The 22,967-nt window shown below is 74.5% G+C and carries 27 protein-coding genes; 11 read left to right on the top strand and 16 right to left on the bottom strand.

All coding sequences use genetic code 11. From position 1 onward, the window contains the following. Positions 1-4: 4 nt before the first annotated feature. The 7 genes from rpmF to Q8R60_03105 all read right to left on the bottom strand — a co-directional run bounded on the left by rpmF (position 5) and on the right by Q8R60_03105 (position 6,314). Complete coding sequence (gene rpmF / locus Q8R60_03075) at positions 5-175, bottom strand: 50S ribosomal protein L32 (protein ID MDP3711455.1); 171 nt, start codon at positions 173-175, stop codon at positions 5-7. A 3-nt stretch (positions 176-178) separates the two neighbouring features. Then, positions 179-742, bottom strand: a complete 564-nt coding sequence (locus tag Q8R60_03080; GenBank protein MDP3711456.1) for a YceD family protein — start codon at positions 740-742, stop codon at positions 179-181. 69 nt (positions 743-811) lie between these two features. After that, the gene (locus tag Q8R60_03085) at positions 812-1,315 is read right to left on the bottom strand and encodes a hypothetical protein (protein ID MDP3711457.1); all 504 of its coding nucleotides are present in this window, start codon (positions 1,313-1,315) and stop codon (positions 812-814) included. 43 nt (positions 1,316-1,358) lie between these two features. Then, entirely contained in the window at positions 1,359-1,841 is a 483-nt protein-coding gene (gene coaD / locus Q8R60_03090) for a pantetheine-phosphate adenylyltransferase (protein MDP3711458.1), read from the bottom strand. Continuing rightward, the gene (gene rsmD, locus Q8R60_03095) at positions 1,838-2,377 is read right to left on the bottom strand and encodes a 16S rRNA (guanine(966)-N(2))-methyltransferase RsmD (protein MDP3711459.1); all 540 of its coding nucleotides are present in this window, start codon (positions 2,375-2,377) and stop codon (positions 1,838-1,840) included. Before rsmD ends, coaD begins: the two co-directional genes overlap by 4 nt. A 191-nt stretch (positions 2,378-2,568) precedes the next feature. Beyond that, a complete protein-coding gene (gene recG, locus Q8R60_03100; GenBank protein MDP3711460.1) occupies positions 2,569-4,710 on the bottom strand; it encodes an ATP-dependent DNA helicase RecG in 2,142 nt (713 codons plus the stop codon). Further along, complete coding sequence (locus Q8R60_03105; GenBank protein MDP3711461.1) at positions 4,710-6,314, bottom strand: DAK2 domain-containing protein; 1,605 nt, start codon at positions 6,312-6,314, stop codon at positions 4,710-4,712. The genes recG and Q8R60_03105 overlap by 1 nt, the downstream gene beginning before the upstream one ends. 116 nt (positions 6,315-6,430) lie before the next feature. On the opposite strand from Q8R60_03105, the gene rpmB reads away from it, so the two are divergent. The 3 genes from rpmB to Q8R60_03120 all read left to right on the top strand — a co-directional run bounded on the left by rpmB (position 6,431) and on the right by Q8R60_03120 (position 7,325). Then, on the top strand, positions 6,431-6,625 hold the full coding sequence (gene rpmB, locus Q8R60_03110; protein MDP3711462.1) for a 50S ribosomal protein L28: 195 nt from the start codon (positions 6,431-6,433) through the stop codon (positions 6,623-6,625). Positions 6,626-6,854: 229 nt separating this feature from the next. Then, positions 6,855-7,058, top strand: coding sequence for a cold-shock protein (locus Q8R60_03115; protein ID MDP3711463.1), 204 nt, complete (start codon positions 6,855-6,857; stop codon positions 7,056-7,058). Positions 7,059-7,145: 87 nt separating this feature from the next. Beyond that, complete coding sequence (locus tag Q8R60_03120; protein MDP3711464.1) at positions 7,146-7,325, top strand: hypothetical protein; 180 nt, start codon at positions 7,146-7,148, stop codon at positions 7,323-7,325. A gap of 25 nt (positions 7,326-7,350) precedes the next feature. Here Q8R60_03120 and thiD read toward each other — a convergent pair whose 3' ends face one another. Both thiD and Q8R60_03130 read right to left on the bottom strand, forming a co-directional pair. Next, the gene (gene thiD / locus Q8R60_03125; GenBank protein ID MDP3711465.1) at positions 7,351-8,133 is read right to left on the bottom strand and encodes a bifunctional hydroxymethylpyrimidine kinase/phosphomethylpyrimidine kinase; all 783 of its coding nucleotides are present in this window, start codon (positions 8,131-8,133) and stop codon (positions 7,351-7,353) included. Next, a complete protein-coding gene (locus Q8R60_03130) occupies positions 8,130-9,146 on the bottom strand; it encodes a thiamine-phosphate kinase (protein ID MDP3711466.1) in 1,017 nt (338 codons plus the stop codon). Before Q8R60_03130 ends, thiD begins: the two co-directional genes overlap by 4 nt. A 33-nt stretch (positions 9,147-9,179) precedes the next feature. Here Q8R60_03130 and Q8R60_03135 point away from each other — a divergent pair, with 33 nt between their 5' ends. The 5 genes from Q8R60_03135 to Q8R60_03155 are packed head-to-tail and all read left to right on the top strand — an operon-like array spanning position 9,180 to position 12,213. Then, positions 9,180-9,413, top strand: a complete 234-nt coding sequence (locus tag Q8R60_03135) for an Lrp/AsnC ligand binding domain-containing protein (protein ID MDP3711467.1) — start codon at positions 9,180-9,182, stop codon at positions 9,411-9,413. 8 nt (positions 9,414-9,421) lie between these two features. Further along, entirely contained in the window at positions 9,422-9,895 is a 474-nt protein-coding gene (locus Q8R60_03140; protein ID MDP3711468.1) for a DUF3515 family protein, read from the top strand. Beyond that, entirely contained in the window at positions 9,895-10,662 is a 768-nt protein-coding gene (locus Q8R60_03145) for an alpha/beta hydrolase (GenBank protein MDP3711469.1), read from the top strand. The genes Q8R60_03140 and Q8R60_03145 overlap by 1 nt, the downstream gene beginning before the upstream one ends. Continuing rightward, positions 10,659-11,246 carry a class I SAM-dependent methyltransferase gene (locus Q8R60_03150; protein ID MDP3711470.1) on the top strand — a complete coding sequence of 196 codons (588 nt, stop codon included), beginning with the start codon at positions 10,659-10,661 and terminating at the stop codon, positions 11,244-11,246. The genes Q8R60_03145 and Q8R60_03150 overlap by 4 nt, the downstream gene beginning before the upstream one ends. Positions 11,247-11,259: 13 nt before the next feature. Beyond that, positions 11,260-12,213: a universal stress protein gene (locus Q8R60_03155; GenBank protein MDP3711471.1), complete on the top strand. Its 954-nt coding sequence runs from the start codon at positions 11,260-11,262 to the stop codon at positions 12,211-12,213. A gap of 37 nt (positions 12,214-12,250) precedes the next feature. On the opposite strand, the gene Q8R60_03160 is transcribed toward Q8R60_03155, so the two are convergent. The 7 genes from Q8R60_03160 to Q8R60_03190 are packed head-to-tail and all read right to left on the bottom strand — an operon-like array spanning position 12,251 to position 19,186. Further along, on the bottom strand, positions 12,251-13,339 hold the full coding sequence (locus tag Q8R60_03160) for a D-alanine--D-alanine ligase family protein (protein ID MDP3711472.1): 1,089 nt from the start codon (positions 13,337-13,339) through the stop codon (positions 12,251-12,253). 9 nt (positions 13,340-13,348) lie between these two features. After that, positions 13,349-14,107, bottom strand: coding sequence for a glucose 1-dehydrogenase (locus Q8R60_03165; GenBank protein MDP3711473.1), 759 nt, complete (start codon positions 14,105-14,107; stop codon positions 13,349-13,351). Further along, positions 14,104-15,480, bottom strand: a complete 1,377-nt coding sequence (locus Q8R60_03170; protein ID MDP3711474.1) for an NAD(P)/FAD-dependent oxidoreductase — start codon at positions 15,478-15,480, stop codon at positions 14,104-14,106. Before Q8R60_03170 ends, Q8R60_03165 begins: the two co-directional genes overlap by 4 nt. A gap of 57 nt (positions 15,481-15,537) precedes the next feature. After that, positions 15,538-16,281 carry an endonuclease III domain-containing protein gene (locus Q8R60_03175; GenBank protein ID MDP3711475.1) on the bottom strand — a complete coding sequence of 248 codons (744 nt, stop codon included), beginning with the start codon at positions 16,279-16,281 and terminating at the stop codon, positions 15,538-15,540. After that, on the bottom strand, positions 16,278-17,453 hold the full coding sequence (locus tag Q8R60_03180; protein ID MDP3711476.1) for an aminotransferase class I/II-fold pyridoxal phosphate-dependent enzyme: 1,176 nt from the start codon (positions 17,451-17,453) through the stop codon (positions 16,278-16,280). The genes Q8R60_03175 and Q8R60_03180 overlap by 4 nt, the downstream gene beginning before the upstream one ends. A 12-nt stretch (positions 17,454-17,465) precedes the next feature. Beyond that, positions 17,466-18,470, bottom strand: a complete 1,005-nt coding sequence (locus Q8R60_03185; GenBank protein ID MDP3711477.1) for an NAD(P)H-dependent glycerol-3-phosphate dehydrogenase — start codon at positions 18,468-18,470, stop codon at positions 17,466-17,468. Then, on the bottom strand, positions 18,467-19,186 hold the full coding sequence (locus Q8R60_03190) for a lysophospholipid acyltransferase family protein (protein ID MDP3711478.1): 720 nt from the start codon (positions 19,184-19,186) through the stop codon (positions 18,467-18,469). The genes Q8R60_03185 and Q8R60_03190 overlap by 4 nt, the downstream gene beginning before the upstream one ends. A gap of 101 nt (positions 19,187-19,287) precedes the next feature. On the opposite strand from Q8R60_03190, the gene cofC reads away from it, so the two are divergent. The 3 genes from cofC to Q8R60_03205 are packed head-to-tail and all read left to right on the top strand — an operon-like array spanning position 19,288 to position 22,942. Continuing rightward, positions 19,288-19,926 carry a 2-phospho-L-lactate guanylyltransferase gene (cofC, locus tag Q8R60_03195; protein MDP3711479.1) on the top strand — a complete coding sequence of 213 codons (639 nt, stop codon included), beginning with the start codon at positions 19,288-19,290 and terminating at the stop codon, positions 19,924-19,926. Between the two features lie 18 nt (positions 19,927-19,944). Beyond that, positions 19,945-22,080 (top strand): RNA degradosome polyphosphate kinase, encoded by a 2,136-nt coding sequence (locus Q8R60_03200; protein ID MDP3711480.1) that lies wholly within the window; start codon positions 19,945-19,947, stop codon positions 22,078-22,080. After that, positions 22,067-22,942 carry an NUDIX domain-containing protein gene (locus Q8R60_03205; GenBank protein MDP3711481.1) on the top strand — a complete coding sequence of 292 codons (876 nt, stop codon included), beginning with the start codon at positions 22,067-22,069 and terminating at the stop codon, positions 22,940-22,942. Before Q8R60_03200 ends, Q8R60_03205 begins: the two co-directional genes overlap by 14 nt. Positions 22,943-22,967: the final 25 nt, after the last annotated feature.

Raw genomic sequence — 22,967 nt, forward strand, 5'->3', positions numbered from 1 at the left:
GTCGTCAGACCGCGACGACGGTGCGCTTGTCGTAGCGACCGCACTCGGGGCAGACGGTGTGCGGCAGCGTGGTGTGGCCACGGTCGCAGGTGGTGAGGGTCGGGGCAGTGGTCTTCCACTGCGCACGCCGCGAGCGGGTGTTGCTGCGCGACATCTTGCGCTTCGGGACGGCCATGGCTCAGTTCTCCTCGTCGTTCTTCATCAGGTCTGCGAGGCCCGCCCACCGGGGGTCGGCGGTGCCGTGCGCGTGGTCCTCCGGCAGGGTCTCCCAGCGCTCTCCGCACTCGGAGCAGAGCCCTGGGCAGTCCTGCCGGCACAGCGGTGTGATGGGCAGTGCGAGCACCACCTGGTCACGCAGCAGCGGCTCGAGGTCGAGGTGGTCGCCCTCCATCCGCGCTGCCTCGCCCTCCTCCACCTCCGACTCGTCGTAGGCGTACAGCTCCTGCAGGTCGACCGTGAGCGTGTCGCTCACGGTCTCCAGGCAGCGGCCGCACTCCCCGACCAGGTCGACGGTGGCGGTGCCGCTCACCAAGACGCCCTCCATGACCGACTCGAGCCTGAGGTCCAGGTCGATGTCGCTTCCGGTGGGCACCGTGATGAGCTCGAGCCCCAGGCCCTCGGGCGCGGGAGCAGGGAACCGCACCTCCCGCATCGATCCCGGCCGCCGTCCCAGCTCGCGCGTGTCGAGCACGAGGGGGAGGCGGGGGTCGAGGCGGTGCTGCTGCTTCCTGGTCACGGGCATGAGAGGTCGTGGGCTCGGGCGAGACCGTCAACAAGCGTAGCCGAGAGCCCCGTCGGGGTCGACCGGCCGTTACTCAGGGAGTGGCTCCACGTCGTCGCCGTCGTTGTCCCGCAGCGCCTCGAGCTCGTGGCGGCCCGACAGCTTCTGGCGCCCCCGCTCGACCGCGGACAGCGTCTTGGTGAGCACGATCTCGAAGTTGGCGAGCTTGGCGTCGACGTAGTCCTCGACCTCGAGGCGCATCGCCTCGGCCGAGCTGCGCGACTCCTCGAGCAGCCGCTCGGACTCCTCGACGGCCTCCTGCATGACCTCGGTCTGCGACACGAGGCGGGACCGCTCCTGCTTGGCCTCCGCCACGATGCGGGAGGCCTGCCGACGCCCCTCCTCGACGACCGCGTCCTTGTCGCCGAGGACCACCTGGGCCTCGTCGAAGGCCTCGGGCAGCTGGCCGCGCAGCTCGTCGAGCAACGCGAGCAGGTCGGCGCGGTTGACCACGCACGACGCCGACATCGGCATCGAGCGGGCGCTGTCGACCATGGAGGTGATCCGGTCGAGCGTCTCCTGGACGGCGTCCACGGGTGGTGCTCCTCGCAAGGGTGGTGGGCGGGACCGGGAGCGGCTAGCGCGTCTCGGAGAGCCGCTCGGTCAGGGCCGCGTGCACGGTCGCGGGGATGAGCCCGCTGACGTCCCCACCGTACGTCGCGACCTCCTTGACCAGGCTGCTCGACAGGAACGAGTAGAGCGGGTTGGTCGGCATGAACATCGTCTCGACCGCGGCCAGCCCGTGGTTCATCTGCGCCATCTGCAGCTCGTAGTCGAAGTCGCTGACGGCCCGCAGCCCCTTGACGATGACCGGGATGTCGCGGTCACGGCAGTAGTCGACGACCAGGCCGTGGAAGCTGTCGACCACGACGTTGGGCCACGGCCGCACGGCCTCGCGGATGAGGTCGATGCGCTCCTCGACAGTGAACAGCGAGGACTTCTTCTTGTTGACGAGCACCGCGACGGTGACCTCGTCGTAGAGGGCCGCGGCGCGCTCGACGACGTCGAGGTGGCCCAGCGTGATCGGGTCGAACGACCCTGGGCAGACTGCGCGCCTCACACCAGGGCCCCGATCCAGATCATGGCCTCACCATAGCGACGGGAGCGCAGCCCCTCGTAGCCCTCCGGCCACTCCAGTGCGGCGTCGCGCGCGGACCGCTCCACGACGACGACGGCATCGGCCGACAGCAGCGCCCGCAGGACCGGCAGCGGCAGCCCCGCCTGGGCGTAGGGGGGGTCCAGGAAGACGACGTCGAACAGGCCGTACGCCGCTGCCGGTCCCGCGAGCCAGCGGTCGACAGGGGCGTGCACGACCTCGGCGCCCGGCAGCCCCACCGCCTCGGCGTTGCGCCGCAGGACCCCTGCCGCACCGCCGTCGTGGTCGACGAGCACGACGGAGGCGGCACCGCGCGACAGCGCCTCGAGCCCGAGCGCACCGGTGCCGGCGTAGAGGTCGAGCACCCGTGCGCCCTCCAGGTCGGTGAGGGTCTCGAGGCTCGAGAACAGCCCCTCGCGGGCCCGGTCACCGGTCGGTCGCGCGCCGTCGGGCACGGCGAGCCGCCGGCCGCGGGCCTGTCCGGCCACGATCCGCGTCACGCCGCCGGCCTCATCACCCCACCAGCCTGCCAGCCCACCCGCCCCGACCCCTCCCAGCGGCGCCCCGCGATCCGAACTGCTTCCAGTCCTCGCCTCACAGCCAGCGCACCCGCCACGTCAGGCGCGCGCCAGCACCCCGGCCCGCGGAGGTGGAAGCAGCGCGGATCCGCGGGCGGGCAGCGGGGCGGCGGTCAGGCCTTCTCGAGGAAGTCGGCGCGCTGGTCGTCGACGAGCTCGCGGACCGCGTCGCGCAGCGCCGCGTGGCGCTCCAGCGCGGGGTCCTTCGCGACGAGCGCAGCGGCCGCCTCGCGGGCCTCGCGGATCACGTCCTCGTCGCGCAGCAGCTGCAGCATCTTCAGCGACGAGCGCGACCCGGACTGCGCGGCGCCGAGGACGTCGCCCTCGCGGCGCTGCTCGAGGTCGATGCGCGACAGGGCGAAGCCGTCGGAGGTGGCCGCGACCGCGTCGAGCCGCTCGCGGGCCGGCGAGCCGAGGGGCGCCTCGGTGACGAGCAGGCACAGACCGCCGTGCTCGCCGCGGCCGATCCGCCCGCGCAGCTGGTGCAGCTGGGAGACCCCGAAGCGGTCGGCGTCCATCACCACCATCACGCTGCTGTTGGGCACGTCGACGCCGACCTCGACGACCGTCGTCGCGACGAGGACCTCGACCTCGCCGAGCACGAAGCGGCCCATCACGTCGTCCTTGGCGTCGTTGCCCATCCGGCCGTGCAGGCCCGCGACCCGCAGCCCGCGCAGCGGCCCGTCGGTCAGGACCGGCAGCAGCTCCTCGACGGCCACGGCGGGCCGGCGGCCGTCCTCGGCCGGGCCCTCGTCGTCACCACCGATGCGCGGGCACACCACGAAGGCCTGCCGCCCGTCGGACACCGCCTCGCGGACCCGCTCCCAGGCCCGCTCCAGCCAGGCCGGCTGCTCGGCGACCGGCACGACCGCGGTCCTCACCGGCGAGCGACCGGCCGGCATCTCCGTGAGGGTCGACACCTCGAGGTCGCCGTAGACGGTCATCGCGACGGTGCGCGGGATCGGCGTCGCGGTCATGACGAGCACGTGCGGCGCCTCGCCCTTGGCCCGCAGGGCGTCGCGCTGCTCGACCCCGAAGCGGTGCTGCTCGTCGACGACGACGAGGCCGAGGTCGGCGAAGGCGACGCCCTCCGACAGCAGGGCGTGGGTGCCCACGACGATGCCCGCGGCCCCGGAGGCGACCTCGTCGAGGGCGTCGCGGCGGGCGGCGGCGCCCTGCGAGCCGGTGAGCAGCGCCACCCGGGTCGCGACGTCGGCCCCGCCGAGCTCGCCGGCCTGACCGAGCGCGCCGAGCATCGCCCGCATCGAGCGGTGGTGCTGCTGGGCGAGGACCTCCGTGGGCGCCAGCAGCGCCGCCTGCCCGCCGCTGTCGACGACGCGCAGCATCGCGAGCAGGGCGACCAGCGTCTTTCCGGTGCCGACCTCGCCCTGCAGCAGCCGATGCATCGGGTGGTCGTCGGCGAGCTCGGCCGCGAGCACCTCGCCGATCTCGCGCTGGCCGCCGGTGAGGGTGAAGGGCAGCTGGGCGAGCAGCGCGTCGTGGATGCCACCCGCCCGTCCAGGTCGCGGCACCCCCGGCATGGCGACGAGCGCCGCGCGCCGCTGGGCCAGCACGACCTGCAGGACGAAGGCCTCGTCCCACTTCAGCCGCTGCCGGGCAAGGCTCACATCGGCCCAGGACTCGGGACGGTGCACGAGGTGCAGCGCCTCACGCAGCGAGGGCAGGGCCTTGTCGGCGAGCAGCGACGCAGGCAGCGGGTCGTCGTCGAGGTCGGCGATGTCGAGCGCCATCCGCACCGACCTGGCGATCGCGACGCTGTCGAGCTTGGCCGTCGCGGGGTAGATCGGCAGCAGCGCGCCGGCGAACTCCGACACCACGGTGCCGTCGTCGTCGTCGACGAGCGCGAACTCCGGGTTGGCCAGCTGCACCGCCCGGTTGAAGACCTCGACCTTCCCGGAGAACAGCGCGCGCCGACCGGGCGTGAGCGTGCCGGCGACCCACGGCCGGTTGAAGATCGCGAGCTTCATCGTGGCGCCGCCGTCGTCGCGGATCGTCACGTCGGTCTTGTGCAGCTTGGGTCGCAGCAGCCGACCGGCGACGTGCACGACCTCGGCCATCACGGTCGCGTGCTCACCGACGACCAGCTCGCTGAAGGGCATGAGCTTCCCGCGCTCGGCGTAGCGCCTGGGGTAGTGCCGCAGCAGGTCGCCGACCGTGCGCAGCCCGAGCAGCTGCTCGAAGGCCTTCGCCGACTTGCCCACCGCGTGGTGGACCGGCGCCCCCAGCGCGACCACTACTCGACGCCCAGCAGGATCGGGTAGTGCGGCTGGCCCCCGTCGTAGGCGACGACCTCGACCTCGGGGTGGGACGAGGAGAGGTACGCCGCCAACCGCGCGTCGACGCCCTCGGGGGCCTGCGCCCCGGTCACCACCGTGACGAGCTCCCCGCCGCCGGCGAGCATCCGGTCGAGCAGCTCGCGCGCCACCGCCTCGAGGTCGCTGCCGAGCACGACGACGTCACCCTCCACCAGACCCAGCACGTCCCCGGGCCGGCAGATGCCGGCCATCGTGACGGCCTCGCGCACGGCGGTCGTCACCTCTCCGGTGCGGGTCGCACCGGCGGCGGCGGCCATCGAGCCGACGTCGTCGGCGAGCGCGCGGTCGGCGTCGGCGACCGCGAGCGCCGCGAGTCCCTGCAGGACCGAGCGCGTCGGGACGACTGCGACCGACAGGCCCTCGTCGCGGGCCGCACCCGCGGCCGCCCCCGCGACGGCCACGGTGTTGGTGTCGTTGGGCAGCAGCACGACCTCGGCGGCCCCGCTGGAGCGCACCGCGGCGAGCAGCTCGGCGGTGCTCGGGCTGGCGCTCGGGCCGCCGTCGACGACGACCGCCCCGGCCTGCTCGAAGAGCGCGGCCAGCCCGGCGCCGGGTGCGACGGCCACCACGACCCGGCCGGAGCGCGTGCCGTCGGGCACCGAGCCGGCCCGCTGCGCCGCGACCTGGTCCTCGAAGCGAGTGACGGTGATGCGGGCCGGGCGGCCCGCCTCGACCCCGGCCTCGACCGCGGCACCGACGTCGTTGACGTGCACGTGGACGTTCCACAGCTGCGGCCCGCCGACGACCACGAGGGAGTCGCCCAGCCCCTCGAGGACGTCCTTGAGGCCCTCGACCCGCTCGGGGCTCGACTCGTGGAGCAGGAATTGCACCTCGTAGGCGAACTCGTCGCTGCCGGCCTCGCGGGCGACGGTCACGGCGGAGCGGTCGCGGGCGACGAGCAGCTGCGCGGAGCTCGGCGGGACCACGCCGGTGACGACGGCCTCGAGCGCCTCGAGCAGGACGCACAGGCCCCGGCCGCCGGCGTCGACGACCCCGGCGGCCTTCAGGGCCGGCAGCAGGTCGGGGGTCGACTCGAGCGCGGCGGCGGCACCAGACCGGGCCGCGCGCACCACCGAGGCGAGGTCGGCCGGGCCGAGCTCGGCCGCCGCCGCGGCGGCCTCCCGGATCACGGTGAGGACGGTGCCCTCGACGGGTGCGGACACCGCGGCGTAGCCGAGCTGGGCGGCCCGCACGAGCGCGGCCTGCAGGTGCTCACCCGTGCCCCCCTCGGAAAGGACCTCGCAGATGCCCCGGAGCAGCTGCGACAGGATCACGCCGGAGTTCCCGCGTGCGCCCATCAGCGCCCCGTGCGCGACCGCTCCCGTCGTGGCCGCGAGGTCCTCGGCCGCGAGGCCGAGCGCCTCGGCCACCGACTCCATCGTGAGGACGAGGTTGGTGCCGGTGTCACCGTCCGGCACGGGGTAGACGTTGAGGTCGTCGATCTCGACGCGGGCGGCCTGCAGGGCGGTCAGGCCCGTCGCGCACCAGCGCCGCACGGCGTGGGCGTCGAGGACCTGCAGCACGCATCCTCCAGGGCGGTCGCGGGGTCGGGCGGGAGAGCGCCGAACCTACCCACTGCTACTGTTGCCAGGTCGGCCGGTCGGTCGGCCGTTCCCACCTGATCTCCTGGAGCAACACCGTGGCTGCCACCTGCGACGTCTGCGGCAAGGGCCCCGGCTTCGGCATGTCCGTCAGCCACTCGCACCGCCGTACCCGCCGTCGTTGGAACCCCAACATCCAGACGGTGCGTGCCGCGGCCGGCGGCGGGACCTCCAAGAAGGTCAACGCCTGCACGAGCTGCATCAAGGCCGGCAAGGTCGTCCGGGCCTCCTAGCCCGCACGTCACCCGCTCCGCGGGACGCCCGGGACGGGTTCGGAGAACCTGCCCTCGAGGCTCTTTTCTGCTCGCCCGTCGCTGTGTACTCTCGCCGCGGTCGACGTTCCAGCACCTGCGTACCCACGCCCGCATGGACGATCGCGGGCTCGTCGCCTCTTCCAGGGCGGGCCAGCACGACTCGGGCCCGCAGAGAGCGGGTCCGTCCCGCACGGAAAGAGACAGGTACATGGCACAGGGCAGCGTGAAGTGGTTCAACGCCGAGAAGGGCTTCGGCTTCATCGCCGTCGACGGCGGCGGCGCGGACGTCTTCGTCCACTACTCGGCCATCCAGAGCGACGGCTACCGCTCGCTCGACGAGGGCCAGCGCGTGGAGTTCGACATCACGCAGGGCCAGAAGGGCCCGCAGGCCGACGCGGTGCGCCCGATCTGAGCCCTCCCTCACTGCACGCACGGGCCCGCTCCCCTCGGGGGGCGGGCCCGTTCGCATGAGCGGCCCCACGGTGGGAAGGTGAGCGACATGGCGTACTGGTGGTGCCTGGAGCACAAGACGGTCGAGGGCGACGGCGAGTGCCGCGGGGAGGTCCGGCTCGGCCCCTACGCGACCAGCGTCGAGGCCGAGCGCGCGCTGCAGACCGTCAAGGAGCGCAACGAGCGGATCGACGCCGAGGACCGCGCCTGGGAGCACGGCGAGGACTGAGAGCAGGGTCGCCGGTCGGCGTCGGTCAGCGGTGCTGCCAGCCGTGGTCGACGGGGCCGATGCCGGCTCCCAGGGCGAAGCCTCCGCGGATCGCGCCCGTGACGTAGTCCTTGGCGAGCCGCGCGGCAGCCGGCACGTCCTGACCCAGGGCGAGGTACGACGCGAGCGCGCTCGCCAGCGTGCACCCGGTCCCGTGGGTGTGGCGACGGTCGAGGCGCGGCGCCGACAGCAGCACGTCGGTCGTGCCGTCGGTGAGCAGGTCGGTGGCGTCGCCGTCGAGCAGGTGCCCGCCCTTGACGAGGACCCACCGCGGGCCGAGCGCGAGCACGGCCTCCGCCGCCCGTCGCAGGTCAGCCGCCGCGTCGACGCGCACTCCCGTGAGCTGCTCGACCTCCGGGAGGTTGGGGGTCGCCACGGTGGCGAGCGGGAGGAGCTGCCCGCGCAGGACCTCGAGGGCGTCGGCGCGCAGCAGCGGGTCGCCGTGCTTGCTCACCCCGACCGGGTCGACGACGACGGGGGCGGTGACGGTCCTGAGCCGGTCGGCCACCGCCGCGACCAGCTCCGGCGAGGACAGCATCCCGGTCTTGACCGCGTCGACGCCGATGTCACCGAGGACGCTGTCGAGCTGAGCCGTTACCGCCTCGACGGGCAGGTCCCACGCCCCCTGGACCCCGACGGAGTTCTGAGCGGTGACCGCGACGACGACGCTCATGCCGTGGACGCCGCAGGCCAGCATCGTCTTGAGGTCGGCCTGGATCCCGGCGCCACCGCCGGAGTCGCTGCCGGCGACCGTGAGGACCCGCTTCACGAGAAGTGCCTCCAGCCCTGAGGCGCCAGCGGGGCGCCGTCCGCGCACCGGACCACGCCGGCACCCTCGACCACCCTGCCGACCCGACGGATCCCGTGCACCTCGGCAGCCACCAGCGCCGCGGACGGGAGCGTCGCGACGAGCGCGTGCCCCTCGCCCCCGTGCAGCACCGCGTGGTCCGCGACACCCCTACCGAGGACGTGTTCGAGCACGTCGCGCAGGTCGCCGTCGATCTCGCCGGTCAGGTCGTCGAGCTCGATGCGCACACCGCTGGCCTCAGCGAGGTGCCCGGCGTCGGCGACCAGGCCGTCGCTGACGTCGCACATCGCGGTAGCGCCGAGGTCGGCCAGCGCCGGACCCGCGGCGTAGGGCGGCTCGGGGCGCAGGTGCAGCGCCACCGCCCGGGCCAGCGCCTCCTCGACCCGCGCCCGCCCGGCCACGGGCAGGGCGGCGACCCGCACGTCGAGGTCGGGCGTCGACAGCGCGAGCAGCCCGAGCGCCGACCACCCGAGCGAGCCGACGACCACGACGACGTCGCCAGGCCGCGCGCCGGAGCGGGTCACGGGGGCGCGGCCACCGAGGTCACCGAGCGCGGTCACCGACACGACCACCCGGTCGCTCGTGACGGTGTCGCCCCCGACGACGCTGGCGCCGACGAGCGCCGCCTCGTCGCGCAGCCCGTCGGCGAGGCCGAGCGCCCACTCGAGCGGGAGGTCGGCCGGTGCGGCGAGGCCGACGAGAAGGGCGGTCGCGGTGGCGCCCATGGCCGCCACGTCCGCGAGGTTGGCGGCGGCGGCCTTGCGACCCACGTCGTACGCCGTGGACCAGTCCCTGCGGAAGTGGACGCCCTCGACGAGGACGTCGGTCGTCGCCACCACGCGGCCGTCCGGCGCCGCGACGACCGCCGCGTCGTCGCCGGGTCCGAGGAGCACGCCGGGGCCGCTCGGGAGCCGCGCGACGACCGCGTCGATCAGCCCGAACTCGCCCACGTCCCGTGCGGTAGCGTCCGCCACGTCCGCAAGACTTCCAGAAGGGACTCCGGCGCCGTGGTCCAGGCCTACATCCTCATCCAGACCGAGGTCGGCAAGGCCGCGGCCGTCGCCGCCGCCATCGCCGAGATCGACGGTGTCGCGCAGGCCGAGGACGTCACCGGTCCCTACGACGTCATCGTGCGGGCGGAGGCGCAGAGCGTCGACGATCTCGGCAAGCTGGTCGTCGCGAAGATCCAGGGCGTCGACGGCATCACCCGCACCCTGACCTGCCCGGTCGTGCACCTCTGAGCCAGCCCGTGCGGGCGACCCTCCCGGCCGCCCTGCTCTGCGCGCTGCTCACCCCGGCCTGCACGACCACCGACGAGCCGCGACCGGTCCCGACCGGTCCCGTCACCGTCATGCTGCCGAGCGCCGCGCCGTCGGTCGTCGACCGCTGCGTGGCGCTCGTCGCCGCGCTGCCCGCGACCCTGACCGCCGAGGCGGGCCCGCTCGCCCGACGGCCCGTCGACGAGCCGCGCGCTGCCGCCTGGGGCGACGACCCGCCGGTGCTGCTGGAGTGCGGCGTCCCCGACGCCCCGCTGGTCGGCGACGTCTTCTCCTACGCGCCCCCGGGCGGCACGACGCTGTCGTTCCTGCAGGACGACGTCGGCGCCGCCCGGACCTTCACCACCGGTGAGCTGGCCGTCGACGTGCGGGTCACCGTCCCCGACCGCCACCCCGGGGCCTACCTCGTCGACCTCGTCCCGCTGCTCACCGCCCGGCTCTCCTGATGTCGCTGGCGGTGCGGGTCGCGCTGTCCGCGCTGCGTCGCGGCACCCGCCACCGCTACGGCCCCGGCCCCTCTCAGGTCGCCGACCTGCACCTGCCGCGCGGCGCCGGTCCGCACCCCGTCGCGGTCGTGCTGCACGGCGGCCACTGGCGCACCGGCTTCGGCCGGCTCGTCACCCGCCCGGTCGCGCTGGACCTCGTCTCGCACGGCGTCGCGGCGTGGAACCTCGAGTACCGCAGGCTGGGCACCGGCCGGGGTGGCGGGGGCGGCTGGCCCGCGACCTTCGACGACGTCGCGGCCGGCATCGACGCGCTCGCGGGCGTCGACGGGCTCGACCTGGACCGGGTCGCGGTGGTGGGCCACTCGGCGGGCGGCCACCTGGCGCTGTGGGCCGGCGCCCGGGCCGGTCTCCCACGGGGCGCTCCGGGCGCCGGCCCCGTCGTAGGCCCGTCTCTCGTGGTGGCCCTCGCTCCGGTCACGCACCTGCGGCGGGCCGATGACGCGGCCAGCGAGCTGCTCGGCGGCACCGTCGAGCAGGTGCCCGAGCGGTGGGACCTCGCCGACCCGATGTCCCTGCTGCCGCTGTCGGTGCCGACCCTGGTCGTGCACCCCGAGGCTGACACGACGATCCCGGTGGCACGCTCGCGCGACTACGCGGCAGCGTCCGGCGCAGAGCTCGTGACCCCACCCGGTGAGGTGCACCGCGACGCCGTCGACCCGACCAGCGCCTCGTGGCGCACGGCCCGCGCGAGGGTCCTGCAGTGGTGACCGACGACGAGACCCTGCGGACCTACGAGGCGGCGGCGCGTCTCTACCGCGACCTCGCCGCACCCGCTCCCCTGCCCGAGCTGGTCGCGCTGCTCGACGCCGCCTGCGCGCTGCTGCCGCCGGGCGCGAGCGCACTCGAGCTCGGCACCGGCCCGGGTCGCGACACCCCGCTGCTTGAGCAGCGCGGCGTCGCCGTGCGCCGCACCGACGGCGCGCAGTCCTTCGTCGACCTCCTGCGCGCCGACGGCCACACCGCGGAGCTGCTCGACGTCCGCACCGACGTCCTCGGCGGCCCGCACGACCTCGTCGTCGCGATCGCGGTACTGCTCCACCTCGACCGCGACGAGCTCGCCGACCTGCTGCGCCGGCTCGTGCCCGTCGCGCCGGTGCTCGCCTTCACGGTCAAGGAGGGCGACGGACAGGCCTGGACCACCGACCGGCTCGAGCTGCCGCGCCGCTTCACCTACTGGCGCGAGGCCCCACTGACGGAGCTGCTGCGGCAGACCGGCTGGGAGGTCAGGCAGGTCCTGCACGCCACGGCTCGCGAGCCCTGGCTGCTCGTCCTGGCGACGCACTCCGAGTAGGTGGCCACGAGCAGTGCCGAAGGTCCCGTCGAGCGAGGACCTGCGGTTCTGCCGCAGCACCCCTGCCGGCATCACTGTGGAGAGCATGCCGACGACCAGCGATGCCCGTGCCCGGAGCGTCGTCGTGGGCGTCGACGGGTCCGACGGGAGCCGCCGGGCCCTCCGCCGCGCGCTGTGGGAGGCCGAGATCGACGGCGCCGCGCTGACCCTCGTCCACGCGTGGTCGTCACCCGGTTGGGACCACGACCTCAGTGCCGAGGCCGCCGCGCAGCGGCTGGCCGACAACGAGCTCGGGCGAGCCATGACACCGCTCGAGATCCCGGACGTGCCGGTCGTCGTCCACACGGTGCAGGGGGACCCGGGGCAGACGCTCACCGAGGCGTCCGTCTCCGCGGACCTGCTGGTCGTGGGGCGCAACGGACGGTCGCGGTGCCTCACCGCCTCGCTCGGCGCGACCGCGCGCGACGTCGTGCAGCGGGCCCGCTGCCCCGTCATGGTGGTGCCGGGCGCCGACCCCGGGTCGGGCCTCGGCCCCGCGCCCGGCCCGTCGCCGCGGCTGTTCGTCGGCGTCGACGGCAGCCGCCCCGCGGAACGGGCCCTGCTCTGGGCGCTCGACCGGGCCGTGCGGGACGGCTCAGCGGTGCACGCCGTGCACGCTTGGCACGCCGACGGGCTCCCCGCCCTGGGCGAGGGCTCGGCCGCGCTCGCCGACCTCCAGGGCAGCACGCGGGCGTGGCTGCTCGCCGTCGTCGACGGGGTCCTGTCCATCCGGCCGGGCTGCGAACCCGACGTCGTCGTCGAGGCGGTGCGCGGCCATCCCACGGCGACGCTGCTCGCGAGGGCGACACCGGAGGACCTGCTCGTGGTCGGCACGCGCGGCCGGGGAGGCTTTCCCGGGCTGCCGCTCGGCTCGGTGGCCTCGCAGGTCGTCGAGCACGCCGGGTGCGAGGCGGTCCTGGTCCGCTGAGCGGATCAGGACCCGGTGGTCGCCGCGTCGTGAGCGGTCAGCGCAGTCCGGTGCCGCGGCGCAGGGCGTCGCGGACCAGGTGGTCGACGAGAGCGGGGTAGTCCACGCCGGTCTTGGCCCACATCAGCGGGAACATCGACGTCGCAGTGAAGCCCGGCATCGTGTTGACCTCGTTGAGGACGAGCCCGCCGTCGGGGGTCACGAAGAAGTCGACGCGGGCCAGGCCCTCGCAACCGAGCGAGTCGAAGGCGCGCAGCGCGAGGCCCGACAGCCGCTCGACGACGTCAGTGGGCAGGTCCGCCGGGCAGTCGAGCTCGGTCGCGCCGTCGAGGTACTTCGCGTCGAAGTCGTAGAACTCGTGGTCCCCCACGACCCGGACCTCGGCGGGGACCGACACACGCGGCCCGGCGGCGTCGTCGAGCACGCCCACCTCGACCTCGCGGCCGACGACCGCAGCCTCGACGAGCACCTTGGTGTCGGACCGCAGCGCGAGCTCGACCGCGGCGGGCAGGTCGTCCCACGAGGACACCTTGCTGATGCCGATCGACGAGCCGCCACGGGCGGGCTTGACGAAGACCGGGAGCCCGAGGTCGCGGGCGTCTGTGACGCACGCGCGCGGGTCTGCGGCGTACGCCTTGCGGGTAACCACGGTCCACGGCGCGACAGGCAGGCCGTCGGACACGAGCAGCCGCTTCGCGACCGCCTTGTCCATGGCCGCCGCGGAGGCCAGCACACCGCTGCCGACGTAGGGGACGTCGGCCAGCTCGAGCAGGCCCTGGATGGTGCCGTCCTCGCCGTAGGGACCGTGCAGCACCGGGAAGACAACGTCGACGGTGCCGAGCACGGCAGGCCCGTCCTCCAGCGCGACGAGGCCCCCCGCAGTCGGGTCACCGGGCAGGGCGAGCGCCTGGCCGTCCTTCACCGCGGGCAGCTCGCTGCCCGCGATGGCCAGCTGCGAGGGATCGTCCGGGCCGAGCACCCAGCGACCCTCGGGCGTGATGCCGACCGCGACCACGTCGTAGGTGTCGCGGTCGAGGGCCGCGAGGACGCTGCCGGCCGACACGCACGAGATGGCGTGCTCGGTGCTGCGACCCCCGAAGACGACGGCGACACGGGTACGGGACATGGCGCGAGACTAGGCGAGCGAGACCTGGGTCATGAGCGCCCCGTCCACGACGACCGACGTCCCCGAGACGTACGACGCCGCCGGTGAGCACAGGAAGCCGATGACCGCCGCCACCTCCGCGGGGTGCGCCAGCCGCCGGGCGGGGATGCCGTCGAGCTGCTCCTCGCGCTCCTGCGGCGCCTGCTCGCCCTGCATGGCGGTCTCGACCGCGCCGGGGGCCACCGACACCACCCTGACGCCGCGGGACGCGAGCTCACGGGCCATCACCTGCGTGAGCATGCCGAGGCCGGCCTTGGCCGTGCAGTAGGCGGCGTAGCCGGGGCGCGGCTGGTGCTCGTGGACGCTGGTGACGTTGACGATGACACCGCTCCCCAGGGCCGCCATGTGGCGGGCCGCGGCCGAAGCGACGAGGAAGGCGCCGTCGAGGTCGACGGACAGCTGACGGCGCCAGGTCTGCAGGTCGAGCTCGAGGAAGGGCGTCTCCTCCTGGGTGCCGGCGTTGTTGACGACGACGTGCAGCCCGCCGAGCTGCTCGGTTGCGACCGCCACGACCCGGGTGACGTCGTCGGGGTCGTCGACGCTGCCGAGGGCGGCCACCGCCTCGACGCCGAGCTCGCGGCACCGGGCGACGACCTCGTCGACCGGGCCCTGCGTGCGCCCGTTGACGACGACCGCGGCCCCGAGGCGGGCGAGCTGCACGCAGGTCTCCGCGCCGATGCCGCTGCCGCCTCCGGTGACGAGCGCGACCTGCCCGTCGAGCGGCGTCACCGGCAGCGCTCGCGCAGCTCGCGCACGGGCGGTTCGTAGGCCTCGGCGAAAGTGGGGAACGGGTGCACGACGTCGGCGAGGACCGCGAGCGGCACCTCCGCGCGGATGGCGAGGACTGCCTCGGCGAGCCACTCCTCCGCGCGCGGCCCGATCGCGGCCGCGCCGATGAGGACTCCCTTCGCGCGGTCGGCTGTCAGCACCAGGCGGCCGCCCGTGCCCTCCGTCGCGGCGCGGGCGGTCTGGCCGAGGTCCATCACCGCGGTGACCGCGTCGACGCCGTCCTCGCGGGCCTGCTCCTCCGCCCGCCCCACGCTCGCGACCGGGGGATCGGTGTAGACGGCCCGCGGGATCGCTCGCAGGTCCGCCCGCCGGTCCTCCCCGAGCAGGTTGGCGACAACGACCCGGCCCTGGTAGTTGGCGGTGTGGGTGTAGGGCGCCGCCGCGGTCACGTCCCCGGCCGCCCACACCCTGCCGGTCACCCGGCAGTGGTCGTCGACCTCAACCGACCCGTCGTCGGCCAGCTCGATGCCGAGCAGCTCCAGACCGAGACCGTCGGTGGTGGGACGGCGGCCGACGGCGATCAGCACCCGGTCGGCCTCGACACGGGTGCCGTCGGACAGGTGGGCGACCGCGGCCCCGTCGGCGCCGGGCTCGAAGCGCTCCACCTCGACGCCGAGCCGCACCGAGACGCCCTCGTCGCGCAGCACCTGGGCAAGCACCTCCGCGATGCTCGGCTCCTCCTTGCCGAGCAGCCGCGGACCGCTGTCGACCAGGGTGACGCGTACCCCGAAGCGGGTCATCGCCTGCGCCAGCTCGCAGCCGACGGCCCCTCCACCGAGCACGAGCAGCGACGCCGGCCGGTCCTGCGCCGACAGGGCCTGGTCGCTCGTCCAGGTCGGGACCCGGTCGAGGCCCGGCAGGTCGGGCACCACCGGCTGGGAGCCGGTCGCGAGGACGAGGTCGTGGTAGGCCAGCTCGCGACCGTCGACGTCGACGACACCGGGCCGCACGACCCGACCGCGGCCGCGCACCAGCACGACGCCCTTGGCCTCGGCCCGCTTCGCCGAGCCGCTGTCGTCGCGGTGCTCCGCGATGTCGTCGCGGCGCGCCACTGCCGCCCGGAAGGCGACGTCGGGGTCGTCGAGGACGGGGTCGGACGACGCACCACCGAGGCTGCTGAGGTGCTGGGCGGCGTGGCGGGCCTCGGCGCTGCGCAGCAAGGACTTGCTCGGCATGCAGGCGACGTAGGGGCACTCACCTCCCACCCGCAGGGACTCGACCAGGGCGACGCTGCGGCCCGCGTCCGCGAGGTCACCCGCGACCAGCTCACCGGCCGAGCCGGCACCGAGCACGACGACGTCGAAGGAGTCCATGCCAGGTCTGTCACCCGTGGGGCAGTCGCCTACACCTGTGCGCCTACACCTGCGCGCCTACACCTGTGCGGTCGGGCAGACCTCCCGCAGCGGGCAGTGGCCAGCACAGCCCGCGGGGCAGTGGGTGGCGCACTTGCGCGGCTCGGCGTAGTCGCGACGGACCGCCCCGGCGCTGTGGCAGCGCGGCGCGCCGGTGAGGCAGTGGTGGATGCCGTGCTCCACGACCAGCGCGTGGAGCACATCCCAGGGCAGGCCCGCCTCCTGCTGCGCGAGGTGGGACCGGACGGCGGCGTAGGACGCGGTCGGGTCGACCAGGCCGAGCCGGCCCAGGACGCGCCGCAAATAGGCGTCGACAACCGGCACCGAGGTGCCGGTGAACGCGAGCAGCGTGTCGGCGGTCTCCGGGCCGACCTGCGGCAGCGCGAGCAGCGCCGCCAGCGGGTCGGGCCCGGCGAGCAGCGCGCGCAGCCCGCCCGCGTCGATCACCCGGTCGGCCAGCACCGGGAGCAGGCGCGCGCGGGTGGGCGGGTAGGCCACGCCGACCAGCAGCGGGGTCAGGACGGCCGGGTCCGCGCCCGCGAGGGCGTCCCAGGTGACGAGGCCGGCAGCCGACATCCGCAGCAGCGCCTGCTCGACGCGCTCCCACCGGGACTGCTGGCACAGCACCGCCCCGAGCAGCAGCTCGTCGGGCCGGTCGAGCTCGGGCAGCAGCACCGGCCACCACCAGGGCTCCTCGCCGTAGTGCTGGAGCAGCCGTTCCGCGACGGTGACGAGGTCGAGGGTCGCCGCGGGTCCGGTCACAGACCGTCGAGGGCCCGGACGAGGTCGGCAACGAGGTCGGCGGGGTCCTCGAGACCGACCGACAGTCGCACCGACGACTCACCGATCCCCCCGGCCGCGCGCGCCTCGGGGCTGAGCTGGCGGTGCGTGGTCGTGGCGATGTGCACCGCCTTGCTGGCGGTCCCGCCCAGCGAGGTGGCCCTGGCGACGAGCTGCAGCCGGTCGACCATCGCCAGTCCGGCCTCCCGTCCGCCCCGCGGCGTGACCATGAGCACCGCGCCGTAGCGACCCTCGTCGAGCAGCCGGACGGCCACCGCGTGGTCGCGGTGCGAGGCGAGGCCGGGGTGGTCGACGCGCTCGACGGCGGGGTGGGCCTCCAGCGCCCGGGCGACCTCCAGCGCGGTCGCGCACTGCCGCGCGACCCGCAGCGGCAGGGTGTGCAGCCCGCGCAGCATGAGTGCGGCCTCGTCGGGGGCGAGCGCCGCTCCGGTGTCGACGCGGACCCGCCGGACGCGGGCGACCAGCTCCGCTCCCCCGACCACCACGCCGCCCGTCGCGTCGCTGTGCCCGCCGAGGTACTTCGTCGCCGAGTGCACGACGAGGTCGGCCCCGTGCTCGAGCGGCCGGCACATCGCGGGAGAGGCGAAGGTCGCGTCCACGACCAGGGGCAGGCCGGCCTCGTGGGCGGTGACGGCGAGGGCCGGCAGGTCCGCCACCGCCATCGTCGGGTTGGACAGCACCTCGGCCCAGACCAGCGCGGTGCGGGGTGTCAGCGCGGCCCGCACGGCCTCGGGGTCGGCGTAGTCGGCGAAGGTGGTCGTCACGCCGAAGCGGGCCAGCTGGTGGACGAGCAGGGCCCACGTGCCGCCGTAGACCTCCCGCGGCGCGACGACGTGCGACCCCGCCTCGGTGAGCGCAAGCAGCACGGCGGTCGCGGCCGCGGTGCCCGAGGACTGCGCGTCGCCGGCCTCGGCCCCCTCGAGGTCGGCGACCGCCCGGGCGAAGCCGACGGCCGTCGGGTTGTCGGTGCGGCTGTAGGACCAGCCTGGTGCGCCGGCGAAGACCTCGGCCATCTCCTGCGCGGAGCTGAAGGCGAAGGTCGTCGAGCGGTGGACCGGCGGGGTGAGCGGCCGCTGGAGGAGCGGCTCGGCGGTCCGATGGTGGACGGCTCGGGTGTGCTCGCCGGGCGTCATGCCCTCAGCCTGTCACCCGGTCTGCTCGGACTTCGCCTCGCGGGTCATGAGGTTGCGGATCACCTCGCGCGGCGACAGGCCCTCGTGGCAGACCGCGACGACCTGCTCGGTAATGGGCATGTCCACGTCGTGCTTGCGGGCGAGGTCGAGCACCGACCGGCACGACTTCACGCCCTCCGCGGTCTGCTGCTTCTGGGCGAGGATCTCCTCGAGCGTCTGGCCGCGCCCGAGCTTCTCGCCAAAGGTGCGGTTGCGCGACAGCGGCGAGGTGCAGGTCGCGACGAGGTCGCCGAGCCCGGCGAGCCCGGAGAAGGTCATCGGGTCCGCTCCGAGCGCCGCCCCGAGCCGGGCGGTCTCGGCCAGGCCGCGGGTGATGAGCGAGGCCTTGGTGTTGTCACCGAAGCCCATGCCCTCGGCCATGCCGGTGGCGAGCGCGATGACGTTCTTCACCGCACCGCCGAGCTCGCAGCCGACGACGTCGGTGTGGGTGTAGGGCCGGAAGTACGCCGTGAGGCAGGCCGCCTGGAGCCGCTCCGCGGCGCGGCCGTCGGTGCACGCCACGACCGTGGCGGCCGGCTGGCCGTGGGCGATCTCCTTGGCGAGGTTGGGGCCGGACACCACGGCGACCTGCTCGGCGGGCACGTCGGCGACCTCGCAGATCACCTCGCTCATGCGCTTGCTGGTGCCGAGCTCGATGCCCTTCATGAGGCTGACGAGCACCGCGCCCGGCGCGAGGGCGGAGGCGACGGCCGCGAGGTTGTCGCGCAGGCTCTGGGACGGCACGGCCAGGACGACGAAGTCGGCGCCCTCGACGGCGGCGCGTGCGTCGTCGGTGGCCGTCAGCCGCTCGGGCAGCGCGATGCCAGGGAGGTAGTCGGCGTTCTCGTGGCGGTCGCGGACCTGAGCCGCGAGCTCGGGCCGGCGGGCCCACAGCACGACGTCGGTGCCGGCGTCGGCGAGCACCTTGCCGAAGGCGGTGCCCCACGAGCCGGAGCCGAGGACGGCTGCCCGCGTCACGCGACGCTCCGGTGCTGGCCCGGGTCGTGGGCGACGACGGGAGGACTCTCGCCGCGCAGCTCGGCGACGCCCGCGGTGATCGCCGCCATGATGTCCGCTGTGGCGGCCCGTAGGACGTCGGCGGTGAGCTCCTTGCCCTGGTAGGCGGACAGGTCGACGGGGGGGAAGGCGCGCACGATGCTCCGCTTCGGGGGCAGCAGGTGGAGTCCCTTGCTGCGGTAGGTGTCGAGGATGTCCTGCGCGCCCCACTGGGCGACGGGGACGACGGGGGCGCCCGACAGCAGCGCGAGCCGCGCGACGCCGGTGCGGGCGACCATGGGCCACTTGTCGGGGTCGCGCGACACAGTGCCTTCGGGGTAGATCGCGACGACCTTGCCTGCCTGCAGGGCTACGACGGCGTCCTGCAGGGCGAGGGAGGCGTCGGCCGTGCCGCGGTGGACGGGGATCTGGTCCGCGCCCCGCATGACCGCGCCGACGAGGGTGCGGCGCTTGAACAGCGTGCTCTTGGCCAGGAAGTGCGGCTTGCGCCGCAGGCCGAACAGGATCCAGTCGCAGAAGGTCAGCGGGTCGGCGTGGCTGATGTGGTTGGCGGCGAGGATGACGCCACCGGGAGGCACGTTGCCCTCACCCGACCAGCGGGTGCGCGTGAAGGCCAGCAGCCCCGGCTTGACCAGCAGCACTCCGAAGCGCATCCACGGCCCGATCCGCAGCCCCACGCCACCGACCTCCTTCTCGACCGGGCACGACGTCGTGCCCGAGCGGCGAGTGTCGTCCGTCCGGCACCCCGTGTCGAGCAGCCTGCGACACTGGTCGTGTCGTGGCGTGGGGACTCGTGGTGCCGGTGAAGCGCCTCGCGCTGTCCAAGACCAGGCTGCACGTCCCGGGGCACCCCGCCGGGCCGACCGCGGCACGCGAGGCCCTCGCGCTCGCTTTTGCCTGCGACGTCGTCACCGCGGGGCTCGGTTGTCCGCTGGTCACGACCGTCCTGGTCGTCACCGACGACCCGCAGGCCTCGGCGGCGCTGGCCGCTCTCGGTGCCCTCGTCGTACCGGACCTCCCGGACGCCGGGCTCAACCCGGCGCTCAGTCACGGCGCCGACCTGCTGCGCGCAGAGTCCCCCGACCTCGCGGTGGCGACGGTGTCGTCGGACCTGCCCGCCGCGACGGCGGGCGATCTCACCGCGGTGCTGTCGACCGTCGAGCCGGGACAGCGCGGCTTCGTGCCCGACGCCGCCGGCACCGGCACGACGCTGCTGGCGGCCGGTCCCGGAGCGGCACTGCTCCCGGCGTACGGCGCTGCCTCCCGCGAGCGGCACCGCACCTCCGGTGCCACCGAGCTGACTGGCCCTGCCCGGCTGCGTCGCGACGTCGACACCGCGGACGACCTCGCGGCCGCCGTCGCCCTCGGAGTGGGACCCCACACCACGGAGGCGCTCGCCGCCCTGTCGTTCACCTGAGCGGTGCACGATGTGCACATGACCGCGCACCTGACGGAGTCCCTCGAGGACGAGACGCCGACCGCTGGGCCCGCACCCGCGGACCAGGCACTGGCCGAGCTCCCCCGCGACCGCTTCCTCAACCGCGAGGTGAGCTGGCTGGACTTCAACGCCCGCGTGCTGGCGCTCGCCGAGGACACCTCGGCGCCGCTGCTCGAGCGCGCGAAGTTCCTCGCCATCTTCGCCAGCAACCTCGACGAGTTCTTCATGGTCCGCGTCGCCGGGCTCAAGCGCCGCCAGTCGACCGGGCTCGGCAAGCGCAGCGCCGACGGACTGGGGGTCCGCGAGCAGCTCGCGCTGATCAGCCGCGGCGCGCGCGAGCTGGTCGCCGACCACGCCCGGACCTTCCTCGACGACGTGCGGCCCTCCCTGGCCGCTGCGGGCATCCGGATCGCGCTGTGGCGCGAGCTGTCGCCCGAGCAGCAGTCCCCGCTGCACGACTACTTCCGGGCCCAGCTCTTCCCGATCCTCACCCCGCTGGCCGTCGACCCGGCGCACCCGTTCCCCTACATCAGCGGGCTGTCGCTCAACCTCGCCGTGCTCGTCCGCGACCCCGACACCGGGGGCGAGCGCTTCGCCCGGGTGAAGGTGCCCAACAACGTGCGCCGCTTCCTGCCCGTCGTGGCCGACGACGCCGACGTCACCTTCCTGCCCCTGGAGGAGCTGATCGGCGCCCACCTGCCGCAGTTGTTCCCCGGCCTCGAGGTCACGGCCCACCACGCCTTCCGGGTCACCCGCAACGCCGACGTCGAGGTCGAGGAGGACCGCGACGAGGACCTGCTGCAGGCGCTGGAGCGCGAGCTCGCTCGGCGCCGCTTCGGCCCGGCCGTCCGCCTCGAGGTCGGCCACGACGTGGACCCGCACGTCCTCGACCTGCTGGTGCGCGAGCTCGAGATCACCGACGACGACGTCGTCCAGGTCGACGGCCTGCTCGATCTGTCGTCGCTCTGGCAGCTCTACGAGCTCGACCGGCCCGACCTCAAGGACGACCCGTTCGTCCCGTCGACCCACCCGCGCCTGGCCGAGGGCGAGAAGGCCACCGACGTCTTCGCTGCCCTGCGCGAGGGAGACGTCCTGGTCCACCACCCCTACGACTCCTTCGCCACGTCGGTGCAGCGCTTCGTGGAGCAGGCTGCGGCCGACCCCAACGTGCTCGCCATCAAGCAGACGCTCTACCGCACCTCAGGCGACTCGCCGATCGTCAACGCCCTGGTCGACGCCGCGCAGGCCGGCAAGCAGGTCGTGGTGCTCGTCGAGATCACGGCCCGCTTCGACGAGCAGGCCAACATCAAGTGGGCGCGCGAGCTCGAGCGGGCCGGCTGCCACGTCGTCTACGGCCTGGTCGGCCTCAAGACGCACTGCAAGACCTCGCTGGTGGTCCGACAGGAGAAGGGCCAGCTGCGCCGCTACGCCCACATCGGCACCGGCAACTACAACCCCAAGACCGCCCGTGTCTACGAGGACTTCGGCCTGCTGACGGCTGACCCGCAGGTGGGCGCCGACCTCACCGACCTGTTCAACACCCTCACCGGCTACAGCCGGCAGACCGACTACCGCACCCTCATGGTCGCTCCGCACGGCGTGCGTGCCGGTCTCGTCGAGCGCATCGACGGGGAGGCCGACCTCGCCCGCCAGGGCAAGCCCTGCGGCATCAGGCTCAAGGCCAACGGCGTGGTCGACGAGGCGCTCATCGACGCGCTCTACCGAGCCTCGCAGGCCGGGGTCCCCGTCGAGGTCCTGGTGCGTGGCATCTGCGCGCTGCGCCCGGGCGTTCCCGGGCTGTCCGAGCAGATCACCGTGCGCAGCATCGTCGGGCGCTTCCTCGAGCACTCCCGCGCGATGGTCTTTGCCGGCCAGCAGGAGCACTGGCTCGGCAGCGCCGACCTCATGCACCGCAACCTCGACCGGCGGGTCGAGGTGCTGGTGCGGGTCAAGGACGCCCACGTCCGGGCCCAGCTCGACGCGGTGCTCGACCGGGCGTTCGCCGACGACGTCGCGCACTGGGCGCTGGGGCCTGACGGCTCGTGGACCCGCCGGCCGCTCCACGGCGTACCCGTCTGCGACCTGCAGACGGAGCTCATGACCCGGACGCTCGAGCGCGGTGCCGGTGGCTGACCTGGTGCGCGCGGCCGGCGCGGTCCTGTGGCGCCGCTCCCCCGCGGGGGTCGAGGTCGCGCTGGTCCACCGCCCTCGCTACGACGACTGGTCGCTGCCCAAGGGCAAGCTCGACCCGTCGGAGCCGGAGGCGGTCGCGGCCGTGCGCGAGGTCGTCGAGGAGACCGGCTTCACGGGCCCGCTCGGTCGCGGGCTGGGGACCACGGAGTACGACGTGGTCGTCGCCGGTCGGTTGGTGCCCAAGACCGTGCGCTGGTGGTCGCTCGAAGCCGCCGAGGGGGCGTTCACGGCAGGCGACGAGGTCGACGAGCTGCGCTGGGTCGACGCCGCCGCAGCAGTGGACCTGCTCGGGGCGGAGGCGGCGCCGCTGCGGCGCTTCCTGTCCGGCCCTGCGGACGCGGTGACCCTGCTGGTGGTGCGTCACGCGTCCGCGGGTGACCGCTCGTCTTTCCGCGGCACTGACGACCGACGGCCCCTCGACGACGACGGTCGCACTCAGGCCGACCTGCTCGCGGACGTGCTGTCCCTGTGGCGGCCGGTGCGGGTCCTGTCGGCGCCGCCGGTGCGGTGCAGGGCGACAGTGGCGCCGCTGTCCGCGCGGGTCGGCCACGACGTCGAGGTCGTCGCGCACTGGGGCGAGGACGCCTGGGACCGCGACGCCGCACTGGCCGATCTACGGGGCCTGGCCCGTGCCGGCACCCCCGCCGTGATCTGCAGCCAGGGCGGCGCGATCCCCGACCTCGTCGCGCACCTCACGTCCACGGACGGGCGGGTCCGGGCCAAGAAGGGCAGCACCTGGGCGCTGTCGTTCGACACCGACGGCAGGTTCGTCGACGCCGACCACACCCTGCCGCTTCCCTGACCCCGGCACGCACGAAGGGCCCCGG

The organism is Mycobacteriales bacterium, assembly GCA_030697205.1.
Lineage (GTDB): Bacteria > Actinomycetota > Actinomycetes > Mycobacteriales > SCTD01 > JAUYQP01.

Coding starts and splice junctions, on each gene's coding strand:
- rpmF (MDP3711455.1), bottom strand. CDS start 175: ATGGCCGTCCCGAAGCGCAAGATGTCGCGCAGCAACACCCGCTCGCGG.
- Q8R60_03080 (MDP3711456.1), bottom strand. CDS start 742: ATGCCCGTGACCAGGAAGCAGCAGCACCGCCTCGACCCCCGCCTCCCC.
- Q8R60_03115 (MDP3711463.1), top strand. CDS start 6,855: ATGGCACAGGGCAGCGTGAAGTGGTTCAACGCCGAGAAGGGCTTCGGC.
- Q8R60_03120 (MDP3711464.1), top strand. CDS start 7,146: ATGGCGTACTGGTGGTGCCTGGAGCACAAGACGGTCGAGGGCGACGGC.
- Q8R60_03145 (MDP3711469.1), top strand. CDS start 9,895: ATGTCGCTGGCGGTGCGGGTCGCGCTGTCCGCGCTGCGTCGCGGCACC.
- Q8R60_03160 (MDP3711472.1), bottom strand. CDS start 13,339: ATGTCCCGTACCCGTGTCGCCGTCGTCTTCGGGGGTCGCAGCACCGAG.
- Q8R60_03170 (MDP3711474.1), bottom strand. CDS start 15,480: ATGGACTCCTTCGACGTCGTCGTGCTCGGTGCCGGCTCGGCCGGTGAG.
- Q8R60_03180 (MDP3711476.1), bottom strand. CDS start 17,453: ATGACGCCCGGCGAGCACACCCGAGCCGTCCACCATCGGACCGCCGAG.
- Q8R60_03200 (MDP3711480.1), top strand. CDS start 19,945: ATGACCGCGCACCTGACGGAGTCCCTCGAGGACGAGACGCCGACCGCT.